The sequence below is a fragment of the Pseudomonas sp. P4_C3 genome, from assembly GCF_056402075.1.
On record NZ_JBFUIC010000680.1, the window covers coordinates 1 to 1,004 of the forward strand.

The following is a 1,004-nucleotide window of genomic DNA, read 5'->3' on the forward strand; positions in this document are numbered from 1 at the left end:
GTTTTCTTTGGCAGCACCGCTGACGTAGCAATCTATGGCCTGGCATCACGGCTTGCTATCTTGGTGATAATTCCCTTGGCAGGAGTCAATACAGTCATCGCACCATCAATTGGGCGTCTGTGGGTTCGACGAAAAAAACGTTACTTGCAAAAAGTGATGGGTATCGGTGCGGGTGTAGCAACGGGAATGGCAATTACGGGCTATCTATTATTCGCCATTTTAGGTCAACTCATTATTGCAATGGCTTGGCCRGAAGAGTATTCAGAAGCTTACTTTCTATTTATCATTCTCGGCTTCGCTCAAGTTATTCAGACCTTCGCTGGAACCGCCGGCATGGTCTTGGTCATGTTGCAAAAACAACATATTACCATGCGAATCTCTATTGTCAGCGGTGTACTGATGATCGCCGGAGGAAGTGTGGCATTCATATATTTCGGCATAATTGGATTAGCTATCGTTTATAGCTCGGGCAGTATTATTCAGTCAGCCCTGATGATTCATTATGTAAATCGAATATTCAACCTGAAAACAACTGCCAACTTTAAATCAACAATCAAATTCAGCCAATCCTATTTTCACTAAGAGAATCCACATGGACGATAAAATGACGACACTGCCGAAAGTCACTATTGTCATCCCCACGTACAATACTGCTCGATATTTGCTGGATGCAATTGATAGCGTCAAAAAACAAACCTATCAAAATATCGAACTGATTGTGGTTGATGATGGATCAACCGATGACACTCCGAATTTGCTGAAGAATCATCCTATGCAGTTTTCGCATTTCAGACAGGAAAATGCTGGACAAAGCGCTGCCATGAATTTCGGATGGAAACAAAGTTCCGGCGATTTGTTGGGTTATCTAAGTGCTGATGACAGATTACACCCTACTGCAATCGAGACGATGGTCTCGCGAATGGCGTTGTCACCTGAAGCAGTATTGGCATACCCGGACTTTTGCGTAATCGACGAAGACTCAAATTATATTAGAACCATTACAG

General features: G+C 43.2%; 2 protein-coding genes. Both read left to right on the forward strand.

Translation table 11 applies throughout. The features are described 5' to 3' along the window. Positions 1-582: lipopolysaccharide biosynthesis protein (locus tag AC1DVH_RS31730; protein WP_477757108.1), on the forward strand; the 582-nt coding region annotated here is incomplete at its 5' end. A 10-nt stretch (positions 583-592) separates the two neighbouring features. Then, on the forward strand, positions 593-1,004 hold a 412-nt coding region (locus tag AC1DVH_RS31735), incomplete at its 3' end, for a glycosyltransferase family 2 protein (protein ID WP_477757109.1).